Consider the following 12,969-nt stretch of genomic DNA (forward strand, 5'->3'; position numbering starts at 1 on the left):
CCATGTATGAAACCCAGTATCATCGGGCCACTTCGGTCGAGGACGCCGCAAGGCAGATGGGCGCGGCCGAGGACGGCAAATTCCTGTCCGGCGGCATGACCCTCATCCCGACCATGAAGCAGCGGCTGGCGTCACCGAGCCATCTGATCGACCTGCGCCATATTCCCGGCTTGAAAGGCATCACCATCACGGGCAAAACCGTGCGTATCGGCGCGGCGACCACGCATTATGACGTCGCGGTCCATGCCGAGCTGGCAAGGCTCTGCCCGGCTATCACGCATCTCGCGGCACATATCGGCGATCCGCAGGTGCGCAACATGGGCACCATCGGCGGCTCGGTCGCCAACAACGATCCGGCGGCCGACTATCCCGCGGCGCTGCTCGCCCTCAATGCAACCGTCATCACCAGCGCTCGCTCGCTTGCCGCTGCGGATTTCTTTGCCGGGCTGTTCGAAACGGCGCTGGAGCCGGACGAGATTGTCACGGCCATCGAATTCACCGCGCCCGACAGAGCGGCCTACAAAAAGTTCCCGAATCCCGCCTCGCTCTATGCCATGGCCGGCGTGTTCGTTGCCAAGGCTGGCAATGAGGTGCGGGTCGCGGTGACCGGGGCTGGCGAGAACGGCGTGTTCCGGGCGCAGGCGTTGGAGGCAGCGCTGGCAAAGAGTTTCAGTGCTGCGGTGCTGGACGGCGTTGTGGTTTCCGCCGATGGCCTGATGTCCGATATGCATGCCTCGGCCGACTACCGCGCCAATCTGGTGAAGGTCATGGCCAAGCGTGCCGTGGCGGAGATCGCGGGCTAGGCCCGCCGCAGTATGATCACTGCATAACGGCAGGATGCATCGCTCTCATTGGCGAAGGTGCAGTCAAGGGGGGCGCCGAGTTCGAGACAATCGCCCTCTTCGAGCCGGTGAAACGTTTCACCCTCGGTAAAGCTCAGCACGCCGCTTAAAATCCAGATCAATTGCCGCTGGAAGGTGTAGGCGGACGCGGGGAGTGCCACCCGCGCCTGTGCCGGCAGGTCGACATGCACCACATCCATGGGCAGGTCGGAGGCGGGCGAGACATGGCGGCGGATGTAACCGGTTTCGGGATCGGTCCACAGCGGCTGGTCCTTGTGGCGCAGCAGCCGTCCTTCCTGCATTTCCGCCCGCGCCATCAGCGTTGACATGCTCAGGCCGAAAGCACCGGAGAATCGCGCCATCAGCATGGCCGTCGGGCTGCTTTGGCCGCGCTCCACCTTGTTGATCATCGCGCGTGATACGCCGGATTTTTCCGCGAGTTCCGTCAGCGACCAGCCGCGTGCCTCCCGCTCGATTCGGATACGGGCACCGATTTTTGCATCGACATCGTCTATTTTATGAGACATAATGAAACTATAGTAGACGATTGAAAAGGATGCAAGTTGTGATCGTGCGTGCGGCCAGTGAGGCGGATCTTCCAGCCATTCTCGAGATTTACAACGACGCGGTGCTGAACACCACGGCGATCTGGAACGAAACGCAGGTCGATCTGGCCAACCGCAAGGCGTGGCTCAGCGAGCGGCAGTCAAAGGGATTTCCGGTGCTGGTCAGCATCGATGATGACGGCGGTGTCACCGGCTATGCCTCCTTCGGCGACTGGCGCGCTTTCGATGGCTATCGTCACACGGTCGAGCATTCCGTCTATGTGCACAAGGCGGCGCGCGGCGGCGGGATCGGCAAGGCCCTGATGCTGGCGCTGATCGACAGAGCGCGGGAGGCGGGCAAGCACGCCATGGTTGCCGGTATCGAGTCCGGCAACGCGGCGTCCATCCGTCTGCACGAAAAATTGGGCTTTCAGGTGGTGGGCCATCTGCCGGAAGTTGGAACCAAATTCGGCAAATGGCTTGACCTGACATTCATGCAGATCACTTTGGACAAGGCTCCGCCGCGTTAGGCGGCGCAGAGTTTTGCCTTCGCCTCGTGGTATTCGCGCTCCAGCCGCTCAACATATTCTGCGGCGCCGGTTACTTCCTTGATCGCGCCGATACCCTGGCCGCAACCCCAGATGTCTTTCCAGGCCTTGGCGCCGGTGGTTGCCGCTTCAAAATCCATCTTTGAGGGGTCGGCTTCCGGCAGGTGATCGGGATCCATGCCAGACTTGGCGATGGACGGCTTGAGATAGTTGCCGTGAATGCCGGTAAAGTAGTTGGAATAGACAATGTCGGACGAGACGGAATCAACGATCATCTGCTTGTAGGCGTCGACGGCCCGCGCTTCCCTGGTCGCAATGAAAGGCGAGCCGACATAGGCAAGGTCGGCACCCATGGCCTGTGCTGCCAGGACGGCCTTGCCCGTGGCGATGGCGCCGGACAGCAGCAATGGCCCGTCAAACCATTCGCGGATTTCCTGGATGAGCGCGAAGGGCGACAATGGCCCGGCGTGCCCGCCGGCACCGGCGGCAACCGCGATCAGCCCGTCCGCGCCCTTGCGGATGGCTGAGTTGGCGTGGCGGTTGTTGATGATGTCGTGCAGCACGATCCCGCCATAGGAGTGGATGGCAGCGTTGACTTCCGGTACGGCGCCGAGAGAGGAGATAACAATCGGAACCTTGTATTTCACGCACATGGAAAGATCATGTTCGAGCCGCTTGTTGGAGCGGTGCACGATCTGGTTGACCGCAAACGGTGCTGCCGGGCGGTCCGGGTTTTCAGCGTCGTGGTCGCGCAGGCCTTCGGTGATCTCGGCCAGCCATTCATCGAGCTGGGCCTCGGGCCGTGCGTTCAGGGCGGGGAAGGAGCCGACAACGCCAGCCTTGCATTGCGCCAGCACGAGGGCCGGATGCGAAATGATGAACAGCGGCGCGCCGACAACGGGAATGCGCAGCTTTTTCGTCAGGATTTCGGGCAATGCCATGTGTTTCCTCCCATGGAATAAATTTTGACGTTTCCGTAAACGTAACTCTTTTTATCAGACCGCGTGCCGTGATCAAGCGAAAGGTTGGCGCGGTTGCCTGCGCCTAATCAAAGGCGTGTGAGCGTGGCGATGCATTGATCTCAGTAAAGATGATCCGGGTGCCTCACCGCAAGGGCGATCGCATCGGCCACCTCGTCTTCCCTGTCCCGCAAGATGCTGGTGGCCACGCGGATATGCGGCGACGGGTTCACGACATACTTGCGGCCGATGCCCACCGCGATTCCACGCGCCGCGAGGGTCACGAGGGCAAATTGTTCCGAAGCCACGGGAACCCAGAGGCTGAACCCTTCGCCGCCGGAAAGATGAACACCGCGCTCGCGCAGTGCCTGCATCAACCCCTCGCGTCTCTCCCGATAGATACCTCTTGCCCTCTGTAAGCTCAGCTGTGTTGCCGCGTCCTTGATCAGGAAAGCCACGGCTGATTGCAGCACCCGGCTGGTCCAGCCTGAGCTGAAGAGGCGGTAGGACTGGATCTGCTCGACGATGCGCGTCGAACTCGACAGGACTGCCAGCCGCAGATCGGGGCCGAGGGATTTCGAATAGGAAACGATGTGAATGACCCGGTCCGGAAACCGGTCCCCGAGGCTGATCGGTGGCAGGGACGAGATATCGCCGACACCGTCATCCTCGATGATGAGCGCGTCGCTGTCGGCAAGGGCATCGCCCAGCGCGGCAAGCCGTTCCCGGCTGACACCCCGTCCGGTCACAGCGTGGGTGCGTGGCTGAAAAAGGAATGCAGCCGGCTTGCGTTTGAGAGCCTCCATCAGAGCATCCGGCAGCGGGCCGTTCTCATCGCACGCCACCGGCAGGATGTGCGCTCCGAGATCCTCGAGGATGTCGAGAAGCCTGAGGGCTGTCGGCTCCTCGATCGCCACGAATGATCCCGGCATGACGAGCGCATGCAGAAGGGCGTAGACGGCGTTATAGCCGCCATTGGTCGCAAGAAACGCTTCCGGCCTGCAGGGCCAGTTCGGCTCCACCGCCGCCTGCAATTCAGGCAGTATCGGGACGCGCTGGTAACTGTTCAGCGCTTCTGCCGTCGCGCCATGTTTCAAGGCCTCTTCCAGAGGCGGAAGCACATCCACGTCTGGTGATGCGATGGCAAGGTTGAGCACACCATCGCCGTAATCGCCCGAACTCGCCAGCCGCAGGGGTTTCGGTGCAATGCGGTCGCCGCTGACCCACGTGCCGTTGCGCCCGCGCCCGGTGATGATCTTCTGCCGCCGCAACTCGCTCCAGGCCTCAGAAACTGTCGCCGGACTGATGCCGAGGGTGTAGGCAAGATCGCGGATGGCGGGCAGTTTGGTGCCGACGGGAATGGCGCCGGCGCGGATCAGTGCGCTGGTCTCGATGGCGATGCCGCGCATCGTCCGGTCACGCAACTTCTCTGCAAACCACTGAACTGAGGCCAATTCGCTCATATCTGTCCCTCTTTTAAATGTTCAGTAACGTAATAGTATTTGATCAGTCAATAATGAACATTTAGCTTCGCGCACGAAAACCGAAATTGCAACGAGGAAATGTCTTGCGTATCACTGTTCGATTGGCTGTTCGCGATTGGGATTATTATACGCCGCTGGCGTTGGGTGACGTCACCTCCGACAGGCTTGATGTCAAGGTTGATCGCGTCGGCACGTTGATCGGCAATGTCGCCGCCGATCCGCATCACGATGCGGCTGAAATGTCCTTCAGCCGTTATGCCTCGGCGCGCGCCAACGGCGAAACCGATGTCCTTGGCGTTCCCAACTTTGTCATGCGCGGCTTTCGCCATCGCTGCATCATCACGGCCAGGAACAGCCCGGTTACCCGGCTGGAACATCTGGCGGGCAAGAAGATCGGCGTGACCGGCTGGCGCGATTCCGGCAATACCTGGACCCGCGCGGCGCTTTCCCATGCCGGCGTCGGTATCGAGGACGCATTCTGGTATGCCGGCCGCCTGACCGAGGCTCATCCCATCACCGACAGGCTCGACGGTTTTGGCCGCCCCGGCCGCATCGAAGCGGTGCCGGGCGAGCGGCCGATGATGCAGCTGCTGGAAACCGGCGAACTTGACGCCGTGTTCACGCCGTTCATGCCGGAAGGCTTTTTTGGCCCCGCTTCCAAATTCCGCCATGTGCTGACGGATTTCCGGGCGGAGGAACTCGCCTATTTCCACGAGGTTGGCTACGTTCCCGGCATGCATCTTCTGGGCCTGAAAACATCCTTTGTCGCCGAGCATCCCTGGCTGCCGGAAGAGCTCAGCAACCTGCTGGATGAATCCCAGCGGGTCTGGCTGGAGAAGCGGCGCAAATATGCCGATACCACGCCATGGATCATTGATGAGCTTGGCCACGTCGCCCGGGATTTGCCGGTCCACTGGAACGACAGCGGGTTTGCCGTCAACGAACGGATGATCGCCGATTTTGCCGAACAACTGCACCTGCAAGGATTGACACCGATGCTTCTCTCGCCCGCCGACCTTTTCCCGCATCACAGCGGCCAGACTTCCGGCTCCACCAGCCGCACGGGAGTGCCGGCATGAGGGTCGCGCTGGGTCAATTTGCCGTCAGCAAGGTCTGGCAGGAAAATGCCGACGTCTGCATAAAGCTGATGCGCGATGCGCATGCGGGCGGTGCCGATCTCCTGGTTCTGCCGGAAGGCATCCTTGCCCGTGACATCACCGATCCGGATATCGTGCTGAAGACGGCGCAGCCGCTGGATGGCCCGTTCATGACGCAATTGCTGGCCGAAAGCCGCAACAGCGACATGACCGTGATGATGTGCGTGCACGTTCCGACCGGCGGTCAGCGCGTCTTCAACAATCTGGTGACCATCCGCGGCGGCGAAATCGTCGCGCAATATCTGAAGCTTCATCTTTATGACGCTTTTGCCGCCAAGGAATCCACCAATGTGCAGCCGGGTGGCGAGATTCCCGGTCTTATCGACATTGCAGGGCTCAAGCTTGGCCTCATGACCTGTTACGACCTGCGCTTTCCGGAACTGGCGCGCCGCCATGCGGTGGACGGCGCGGATGTGCTCATCCTTCCCGCCGCATGGGTCAAGGGCCCCGGCAAGGAGGCGCATTGGGAGGTGCTGGTGACGGCGCGGGCGCTGGAAAATACCTGCTACATCGTTGCTGTGGGTGAGTGCGGCGAACGCAACATCGGTGCCAGCATGGTGGTGGACCCGCTCGGCGTGGCCGTCGTGCGGGCGGGGGAAGGCCCCGCACTGATCTTCGCCGACATTGACCCTAAGCGCATCAGTCATGCGCGTGCGGTCCTGCCGGTTCTCGCCAACCGCCGTTTTGCCCGGCCCGAACTGGCCGATACGACTGCCTGAATGCAATAGGTTTTCAAAAGATATAAAAAGGGGAATAATAATGAAATTCAAACATCTGGCCTTTACCGCGCTGTTTGCGGCAACGCTCGTCGCTGCACCCGCAATGGCCGCGGAGGTGGCCATCGCCAAGCAGGCGGTCAACGAGGCACTGCGGGCCAAGCTGCCCGAAGAAATCCGCAAGGCCGGAAGCATCACCTCGGTCAACAACGGCTCCTTCCCGCCTTATGAAATCGTCACTGGTAACACGGAAATGCAGGGCGCCAGCGCCGATCTGACCAAGGCTGTCGGCGAGTTGTGGGGTGTCGAGATCAAGCACGCGACGGTCAGCGGCCTTCCGGCGCTCTTGAGTGGCATCAATTCCGGCCGCTACCAGTTCGCCATGGGCCCCGTGGGCGATTATCCCTCGCGCCAGGGTGCCAATGATTTTGTCGATTATGTGCAGGAGTTCGTGGTGTTTGCCGTGCAGAAGGGCAATCCCAAGGGCATCACCTCGCTCGACAACACGTGCGGCAGCCGCATTGCCGTCATGGCTGGCGGTTCGGCGGAAAAAGTCATCAAGGAGCAGGCGGAGAAATGCACCAAGGATGGCAAGGCAGCCATCGAGGTCCAGTCCTTCACCGACCAGCCCACTTCCATCCTGGCGGTTCGCTCAAAGCGGTCCGACGCTTTCTTCTCCTCGCAGGCGCCGCTGATCTATTTCGTCGAGCAGGCCAATGGCCAGCTTGAACTGACGGGCACCGGCCTGAAAAACGGGTTCGACGATATTTTCCAGGGCGCCGTGGTCGCCAAAGGTTCGCCGCTTGGCGGCGTCCTCCTGGAAAGCATCAAGACGCTCATGGACAATGGCACCTACGCCGCCATTCTGAAGAAGTGGGGCCTTGAGAAGAACATGTTGAAGGAGCCCGGGATCAATCTCGCGGGCAAAGCCGCAAAATGACCGGAAACACGCAGACATTGGCATCGCCCGCAAAGGGCGATGCGGAGGCTGCGCTTCGCGATGTGGCGAATGCGCATAAGCCCTTTCGCACGGATCGCTGGCTCCTGTGGGGTATCACGCTTCTCATTGCCGCGAACTTCCTCTGGATCGTCGCCAACAACCAGAATTTCGGCTGGCCAATCGTATTTCAATGGTTCACCGAAGCCACCGTCCTGCGCGGCCTCTATGTCACGCTTGGCCTGACCGTTGTTGCCATGGCCATCGGCGTGGTCATCGGGCTGGTTCTTGCCATAGCCCGCCTGTCGAACGACCGGCTGGCAAGTTCCCTGGCGGGTCTTTACATCTGGTTTTTCCGCGGGACGCCGCTGCTGGTTCAGCTGATCTTCTGGTACAACCTCTCGACGCTTTTTCCGGAAATTTCCGTTGCCATTCCCTTCGGCCCGACACTGGCCAGTTGGAACACCAATGATCTGATCACGCCAATGACGGCGGCCATTGCCGGCCTTGCGCTGAACGAGGCTGCCTATATGGCCGAAATCATTCGCGGCGGTCTTCTGTCGGTCGACAAGGGGCAGATCGAAACCACAGAAGCTTTCGGCATGACGCGCACCCGCGCCCTCAGGCGCATCATCATCCCCCAGGCCATGCGGTCCATCGTACCGCCGACCGGCAATCAGCTGATCAGCATGATCAAGGCGACGTCACTCGTCAGCGTCATCGCCATGGCCGATCTGCTCTATTCGGTGCAGGCGGTCTATAACCGGACCTTCGAGGTCATCCCGATGCTGATGGTCGCCGTCATCTGGTATCTGTTCATCACGTCGATCCTCAACGTCGGGCAGGGCTTCATCGAGCGCTACTACGGTCGCGGCGAGCGGGGTTCTTCAACAGCCAGGAAACAGGACAAGGTTGCCGCTGCCGCGTTGAGCGCCGCAGTGCCGGCCCTGGCGCAGGAGGCAAGCAAATGACCGCGCAGTTTTCCATGAATGGCACCGAACCGGGCGAAGCGCTGGTGCGGGCCCGCAATGTCCACAAGTCGTTTGGCGAAGTGGAAGTATTGAAGGGCATCGACCTCGATGTTGCCCCTGGCGAAGTCGTGGTTGTGCTTGGCCCTTCGGGCTCGGGCAAATCCACGTTCCTGCGCTGCATCAACCATCTGGAGGCGATCGACCGCGGTTCGATTGTCGTGGCCGGGGAACAGATCGGCTATTCCCTGCGCAATGGCCGGCTCAACAAGCTGCCGGCGCGGGCCATCGCCGTGCAGCGGCGTCAGATCGGCATGGTGTTCCAGCAGTTCAACCTTTACCCGCACATGACCGCCCTGCAGAACATCATTGAAGCGCCCATCGGCGTACACAAGCAAAGCCGCAGGGAAGCCACGGAACTTGCCATGGAACTGCTGGCCCGCGTCGGGCTGACCCATAAGGCCGATGCCTACCCCCGGCAATTGTCCGGGGGTCAACAGCAGCGCATCGCCATCGCACGCGCCCTCGCGATCCGGCCCAAACTGATGCTTTTCGACGAGCCGACTTCGGCGCTCGATCCGGAACTCGTCGGTGAAGTGCTGGCCACCATGCGCGATCTGGCTGACCAGGGGCTGACCATGATTGTGGTCACGCATGAAATCGGTTTTGCCCGGGAAGCCGCTGACCGGGTGGTCTTCATGGATGGCGGCTACATCGTCGAACAGGGCAAACCCGAAGACGTTCTCGGCAACCCGCAGCATCCCCGCACGCGGGCGTTTCTCAGCCGTTTCATCTGAATATCGATCCCCCGGCCGTCCGCCCACGTTCGATGCCGGGGATATTCGCTTTGTATAGAGCGCCAATTCGGGCGAAAACCGCCATCATTGCGCCGCGGTAGTCTTGAATAAGCAGTCAAATCGTCTATGCCTAGCCGGGTCATACGAGCTGCTTTGAAGGGGAAATCGTCGAGTTGGAAGCGATTGAACAAGCCATCCGAAATGCTTTCGCCAAAGCGGATGTGAGCAACCCTGCCGTTCGTCAGAAAATTTACGAATCAGCCTGGACCGCGCATGAGCGTTCGCTGATCGCCAACGGTGCGCTGGATGAGGCTGAGCGTGAAGAGCGCCGGGAGCATCTGAAGGCCACGATCACACGCATAGAGGGTGAATCGCGCGACTCTTCGCGTGTTGCGCCGGAACCCGTCGCGGAACGGCGCGAGCCTTCCATGTCGGTGGGCCCCGCGCAATCCAGGCAGACAACATCCGGCCGCGTCGAACCCTCCATGGGCGGATCGCTGGATTCCGACCTTGGCCCGACGGACAATAGCCGTGCCGATAATTACCGGCCCGCCTACAACCAGCCGCGTGTCAAGAAGACCCGCGAACGCCAGAAGGCGCGTGGCCTGAAGAAATTCGTCATCATGGTGGTGATCCTGCTGGTAGCCATCGGCCTTCTCTGGCTTGTTGCATCGGGTCTGATCAATTCGAAGCCATCGGGCAGCACACCGCCTTCGTCGAGTGCTGGTCCTGCCGTTGGCAGCCATGAGCCGATGAAGGGCGGACAGCTTGCCGCGGATGGCAACTGGATCTCGATTTTCGACCCGTCTGACATGACCCGCGTTTCGATGGCGGGCCGGGCGACCGCCAGCGTCGCCGGCGACAATCTGCAGAAATTCGTGCGCATCAAGTCGCCGGGCGAGAACGACGATATCAGCTTCCAGGTCGGGCAGGGCGTTCTGCAGCAACTGGCGGGCAAACATGCCATCTTCGATATCATCGCCAAGGCCGAGGACGGTTCCGCGACGCAGATGGCGGTTAGCTGCGATTTCGGTGCCCTCGGCGATTGTGGACGCAAGCGTTACGACGTGACCGATGCGAGCAACGAGTATCTGTTCGAACTGCAATTCCCGGAGGGCAAGAAGCCGGGTGCGGGCGGTATCATCAAGATCAACTCGGACATTGCGCGCACGGGGAAAGCGATCGATATCTTTTCCATCCGCGTGCTGGTTGCGAACTGAACCAGCATGGCACGGGCGTTCCTGTCCTCGGGTGATCTGATTGCGGACCGCCGCGCTTCCTATGCCGATATGCTGTTCGAATCCGGTGATCACGTGGCCGCCGCCGATCTGATGCGGCAGGCGCTGGACATCACGCCGGAATGGACCGCCGGACTGTATCGCTTGGGCGAAATGGAGGAAGCCGCGGGTGATGAGGACGCCGCAGCCGAAACGTGGCGGCGCCTGCTGGAACTCGATCCCGACGACCGCTTCGGTGCGACGCTGAAACTGGCGGCCTCGGGCTATGCGGTGGTGCCGGACAATCCGCCGACGGCCTATGTCGAGACCCTGTTCGATGCCTATGCCCCGACCTTCGAGGCGGCGCTTCTGGACAAGCTGCACTATCGCGTGCCGGAACTGCTGGCCAAGGCCATCAAGGCGGCAGCGCCCGGAAGACACTATCTGTCCATGCTCGATGTCGGCTGCGGCACGGGCCTGATGGGCGACTATTTCCGGGCAGATGTAGACCATATGGCAGGCATGGACCTCTCCGAAGCCATGCTGCAGAAGGCCGAGGAGAAACACGTCTATGACCGCCTCTTCAAAGGCGATGTCAACGAACTCGATTATCCCGCAGGCTCGGCTGATCTCATTATCGCGGCGGATGTGTTTGTCTATGTCGGCGATCTCGACAGAGCCTTCGCGCGTCTTGTCCACGCGCTCGGCCCCAACGGGCTGTTTGCCTTTTCGGTGGAAACCCATGCCGATGATGGCGAACTGATCCTGCAATCCTCGCTGCGCTATACCCATTCGGAAGACTATGTCCGCCGCCTCCTGGCCGAACATGGCCTTGCCCCGGCAACGATCGAGCGCGAGGCGATCCGCTTTGACCGCGGTGAGCCCCTGCAGGGGCTGATCGTCGTTGCCGGGCGCGCCTGATCAGTCTTTCCGGAACATCAGGCGGCCCATCCAGCCGGTAATCACGGCCAGGAACACGGCAAACAGACCGTAGAGCAGGCTGTTCTCGTGCGCCGCCTTGTAGATGCGGTATTCCAGCCCGGCTTTCACGATATTGAGACTGGTCGAGCTTTCGCGCAGGAATTCGCCATTGCGGAACAGAAAGGCCCGCGCCTGATGCTTGCCCACCGGCACATTGGCAGGCAGGGACAGTGTTGCGCGGAACAGGGTCGATGACAGGAACTGCACGTCACCCGGACGCTGGCTGTACAGGTTCTGCTTGAGCTTCAGCCGTGGCAACTCCTTGGTGAATTCCCGCAGCGATGCGCTGGAGCCGAAGCCGTCGGGCATGGGCTCGTAAAAGATATTGTTCACGCCGAGTGACAATTGGGCAAACGTCTTGGGAACGGCGATGTCCTGAAGGTTCCGCGTCGAGGCCAGGGAATAGGATGCCGGAATGTGCTGGAACGACACCGATTCCGCATTGATCCAGACGCCGAAAAACCGGTCCTTGCGGCGCACGACGAAATCGCGTTCGGGCCCCTGCAGGATCACGACGATATCATAACGGCCCTGCCGCTGGATCAGCGGGTCGGCATTGTCGAGCGCGCCGAAGACGGTCAGGTCCGTGCCGCGAAAGCCCGAAGTGATGGCGATGGTATCGGTCGACAGGCCAATCTCGATCGTTTCCTTGTTCCCCGGCAACTGCTGTGCCATGGCCGCGGATAGCGACGCCAGGATGAGAAGAAGGGCGGTTGCCAGAATTCTCATGACGCCCCCGGCGCGGCAAGCGCGATGGCGATCGAATAGAGATCGTCGGGGGTGACAAAAAGCTCGATGGCAAGGCGCAGGCCCACGGCCAGAACCAGCGTGGCCAGCAGCGCACGCAATTGTTCGCCGCGCAGTTTTTGCCCGATGCGGGTGCCGTACTGCGCGCCGATAACGCCGCCGCTCATCAGCAGAAAGGCCAGCACGATATCGACCGACTGGTTGGTCGTCGCCTGCATGACGGTGGTGAAAGCCGTTACGAAAACGATCTGGTAGAGCGATGTGCCGATAACCACATTGGTCGGCACTTTGAGAAGGTAGATCATGGCGGGGACCATGATGAAACCGCCGCCGACGCCCATGATCGAGGAGAGGAAGCCGATGGCCGCGCCCAGCGCCAGGATCGGGATGATGCTCACATAGATCTTCGAGGCGCGAAACCGCATCTTGAAGGGCAGCCGGTGCACCCAATTGTGCTGTCCCGGTTTCTTGAGACTGGCAAGCTGGCCGGCCCTTGTCCGGCGCATGGACCTGACGCTTTCCAGCAGCATCAGCCCGCCGATCGTGCTCAGGAAGATCACGTAGAGCAGCGACACGATCAGGTCGAGCTGACCGAGTTCGCGCAGCAGGACAAAGACGTAAATGCCGACGCCTGCGCCCACCACGCCGCCGATGACAAGCAGCGTTCCCAGCTTGACGTCGAGCGTGCCGCGCTTGAAATGCGACAGCGCACCGGTGAAGGATGAGGCAATGACCTGGTTTGCGCCGGTGGCAACGGCAACGGCGGGCGGGATGTTGTAGAAGATCAGCAGCGGCGTGATGAGAAATCCGCCGCCGACGCCGAACATGCCCGACAGGAATCCAACCGCTGCCCCCATGCCGAACAGCACGAAGATATTGACCGAAATCTCGGCTATTGGCAGGTAGATTCCCAATTCAGACCCCGAACCCATCACGGCGTTATGGCGATTGTTCGCACACCATGATGACAGAAATTCTTTAATGCATTCTGCGCGCAGGCTGACACAGAATGCGTTAAAGTTTCTTGCCCTCAGCCGCGCGCCAAGTCAAACAATGACTGCTGGGGCGTCA

The 12,969-nt window shown here is 61.0% G+C and carries 14 protein-coding genes; 9 read left to right on the top strand and 5 right to left on the bottom strand.

Features of this window, described 5'->3' with window-relative positions:
* Positions 1 to 2: 2 nt before the first annotated feature.
* Positions 3 to 803 (top strand): xanthine dehydrogenase family protein subunit M, encoded by an 801-nt coding sequence (locus ACP7B1_RS05645; protein ID WP_346305611.1) that lies wholly within the window; start codon positions 3 to 5, stop codon positions 801 to 803.
* On the opposite strand, the gene ACP7B1_RS05650 is transcribed toward ACP7B1_RS05645, so the two are convergent.
* Positions 800 to 1,369, bottom strand: a complete 570-nt coding sequence (locus tag ACP7B1_RS05650; protein ID WP_346305612.1) for an XRE family transcriptional regulator — start codon at positions 1,367 to 1,369, stop codon at positions 800 to 802. The two genes, ACP7B1_RS05645 and ACP7B1_RS05650, sit on opposite strands and share 4 nt — an antisense overlap.
* A 38-nt stretch (positions 1,370 to 1,407) precedes the next feature.
* On the opposite strand from ACP7B1_RS05650, the gene ACP7B1_RS05655 reads away from it, so the two are divergent.
* Positions 1,408 to 1,917: an N-acetyltransferase family protein gene (locus ACP7B1_RS05655; protein ID WP_346305613.1), complete on the top strand. Its 510-nt coding sequence runs from the start codon at positions 1,408 to 1,410 to the stop codon at positions 1,915 to 1,917.
* Here the strand turns inward: ACP7B1_RS05655 and ACP7B1_RS05660 are convergent.
* Positions 1,914 to 2,876 carry a nitronate monooxygenase family protein gene (locus ACP7B1_RS05660; RefSeq protein WP_346305614.1) on the bottom strand — a complete coding sequence of 321 codons (963 nt, stop codon included), beginning with the start codon at positions 2,874 to 2,876 and terminating at the stop codon, positions 1,914 to 1,916. The genes ACP7B1_RS05655 and ACP7B1_RS05660 overlap by 4 nt on opposite strands.
* Before the next feature lie 140 nt (positions 2,877 to 3,016).
* On the bottom strand, positions 3,017 to 4,357 hold the full coding sequence (locus tag ACP7B1_RS05665; protein WP_346305615.1) for a PLP-dependent aminotransferase family protein: 1,341 nt from the start codon (positions 4,355 to 4,357) through the stop codon (positions 3,017 to 3,019).
* 104 nt (positions 4,358 to 4,461) lie between these two features.
* Between ACP7B1_RS05665 and ACP7B1_RS05670 the strand changes: the two genes are divergently transcribed.
* The 7 genes from ACP7B1_RS05670 (at position 4,462) to ACP7B1_RS05700 (ending at position 11,091) form a co-directional block, all read left to right on the top strand.
* The gene (locus tag ACP7B1_RS05670; protein WP_346305616.1) at positions 4,462 to 5,457 is read left to right on the top strand and encodes a nitrate ABC transporter substrate-binding protein; all 996 of its coding nucleotides are present in this window, start codon (positions 4,462 to 4,464) and stop codon (positions 5,455 to 5,457) included.
* A complete protein-coding gene (locus ACP7B1_RS05675) occupies positions 5,454 to 6,254 on the top strand; it encodes a deaminated glutathione amidase (protein WP_346305617.1) in 801 nt (266 codons plus the stop codon). Before ACP7B1_RS05670 ends, ACP7B1_RS05675 begins: the two co-directional genes overlap by 4 nt.
* Positions 6,255 to 6,294: 40 nt before the next feature.
* Entirely contained in the window at positions 6,295 to 7,191 is an 897-nt protein-coding gene (locus ACP7B1_RS05680) for an ABC transporter substrate-binding protein (protein ID WP_346305618.1), read from the top strand.
* A complete protein-coding gene (locus ACP7B1_RS05685; RefSeq protein ID WP_346305619.1) occupies positions 7,188 to 8,159 on the top strand; it encodes an amino acid ABC transporter permease in 972 nt (323 codons plus the stop codon). The genes ACP7B1_RS05680 and ACP7B1_RS05685 overlap by 4 nt, the downstream gene beginning before the upstream one ends.
* Positions 8,160 to 8,173: 14 nt before the next feature.
* On the top strand, positions 8,174 to 8,953 hold the full coding sequence (locus ACP7B1_RS05690; protein ID WP_346305632.1) for an amino acid ABC transporter ATP-binding protein: 780 nt from the start codon (positions 8,174 to 8,176) through the stop codon (positions 8,951 to 8,953).
* Positions 8,954 to 9,126: 173 nt separating this feature from the next.
* The gene (locus tag ACP7B1_RS05695; RefSeq protein WP_426136691.1) at positions 9,127 to 10,173 is read left to right on the top strand and encodes a hypothetical protein; all 1,047 of its coding nucleotides are present in this window, start codon (positions 9,127 to 9,129) and stop codon (positions 10,171 to 10,173) included.
* A gap of 6 nt (positions 10,174 to 10,179) precedes the next feature.
* Positions 10,180 to 11,091, top strand: a complete 912-nt coding sequence (locus tag ACP7B1_RS05700) for a methyltransferase domain-containing protein (protein WP_346305621.1) — start codon at positions 10,180 to 10,182, stop codon at positions 11,089 to 11,091.
* Here ACP7B1_RS05700 and ACP7B1_RS05705 read toward each other — a convergent pair whose 3' ends face one another.
* Together ACP7B1_RS05705 and ACP7B1_RS05710 are read right to left on the bottom strand one after the other, a co-directional pair.
* On the bottom strand, positions 11,092 to 11,880 hold the full coding sequence (locus ACP7B1_RS05705; RefSeq protein ID WP_226904557.1) for a TIGR02186 family protein: 789 nt from the start codon (positions 11,878 to 11,880) through the stop codon (positions 11,092 to 11,094).
* Positions 11,877 to 12,830: a sulfite exporter TauE/SafE family protein gene (locus ACP7B1_RS05710; protein ID WP_223611906.1), complete on the bottom strand. Its 954-nt coding sequence runs from the start codon at positions 12,828 to 12,830 to the stop codon at positions 11,877 to 11,879. The genes ACP7B1_RS05705 and ACP7B1_RS05710 overlap by 4 nt, the downstream gene beginning before the upstream one ends.
* Between the last annotated feature and the right edge of the window lie 139 nt (positions 12,831 to 12,969).

It is taken from the genome of Phyllobacterium sp. SL163 (assembly GCF_049896885.1).
GTDB classification, from domain to species: domain Bacteria; phylum Pseudomonadota; class Alphaproteobacteria; order Rhizobiales; family Rhizobiaceae; genus Phyllobacterium; species Phyllobacterium calauticae.

Excerpts from the sequence above, each read along its gene's own strand:
- ACP7B1_RS05645 (WP_346305611.1), top strand. The coding sequence starts at position 3 with ATGTATGAAACCCAGTATCATCGGGCCACTTCGGTCGAGGACGCCGCA.
- ACP7B1_RS05660 (WP_346305614.1), bottom strand. The coding sequence starts at position 2,876 with ATGGCATTGCCCGAAATCCTGACGAAAAAGCTGCGCATTCCCGTTGTC.
- ACP7B1_RS05705 (WP_226904557.1), bottom strand. The coding sequence starts at position 11,880 with ATGAGAATTCTGGCAACCGCCCTTCTTCTCATCCTGGCGTCGCTATCC.
- ACP7B1_RS05650 (WP_346305612.1), bottom strand. The coding sequence starts at position 1,369 with ATGTCTCATAAAATAGACGATGTCGATGCAAAAATCGGTGCCCGTATC.
- ACP7B1_RS05665 (WP_346305615.1), bottom strand. The coding sequence starts at position 4,357 with ATGAGCGAATTGGCCTCAGTTCAGTGGTTTGCAGAGAAGTTGCGTGAC.
- ACP7B1_RS05700 (WP_346305621.1), top strand. The coding sequence starts at position 10,180 with ATGGCACGGGCGTTCCTGTCCTCGGGTGATCTGATTGCGGACCGCCGC.
- ACP7B1_RS05685 (WP_346305619.1), top strand. The coding sequence starts at position 7,188 with ATGACCGGAAACACGCAGACATTGGCATCGCCCGCAAAGGGCGATGCG.
- ACP7B1_RS05690 (WP_346305632.1), top strand. The coding sequence starts at position 8,174 with ATGAATGGCACCGAACCGGGCGAAGCGCTGGTGCGGGCCCGCAATGTC.
- ACP7B1_RS05675 (WP_346305617.1), top strand. The coding sequence starts at position 5,454 with ATGAGGGTCGCGCTGGGTCAATTTGCCGTCAGCAAGGTCTGGCAGGAA.
- ACP7B1_RS05680 (WP_346305618.1), top strand. The coding sequence starts at position 6,295 with ATGAAATTCAAACATCTGGCCTTTACCGCGCTGTTTGCGGCAACGCTC.
- ACP7B1_RS05710 (WP_223611906.1), bottom strand. The coding sequence starts at position 12,830 with ATGGGTTCGGGGTCTGAATTGGGAATCTACCTGCCAATAGCCGAGATT.